We start from the raw sequence: 393 nt of genomic DNA on the forward strand, positions 1-393 counted from the left end.
TTCAAGTTGTCAATTTTAATTTGTTCAATTTCAATTTTCTGAAGCCAATCAGGCTCAGGTTTTTTCTTTAAATAAATATGACAATCACTTAAACGAAACACTTTCCCAGTATTTGGGCAAACACCAAAAATTTGTCTTTGAAGTTGAAAGAAGTTTATTATTTGATTATTTGTCATTTTTATAAAATTTAAATTCTAGTTTTTTATTTACAATTAAGTTTTTGACTTCTTTCTGATTAGGCTTAAGTCTTGCGGCACCTGTCTTAATGTCTGTGAATATTATTTTTTCAACTTTACCTTTTTTATGAAGTCCTTCGAATATTACATAATCAATTGGGTCAAATAAAGAACGACAATCATTATGTTCAAACCTAAATGTTTTGAAAGTGGGAGC

At 27.7% G+C, this 393-nt stretch carries 1 protein-coding gene; it reads right to left on the reverse strand.

Annotated features, from left to right (window positions below; translation table 11 throughout):
* Positions 1 to 165: 165 nt before the first annotated feature.
* Positions 166 to 393: Holliday junction resolvase-like protein (locus E3E36_RS12605; RefSeq protein WP_206203745.1), on the reverse strand; the 228-nt coding region annotated here is incomplete at its 5' end.

The sequence above is a fragment of the Thermococcus sp. M36 genome, from assembly GCF_012027355.1.
In the GTDB taxonomy this organism is placed as follows: Archaea; Methanobacteriota_B; Thermococci; order Thermococcales; family Thermococcaceae; genus Thermococcus.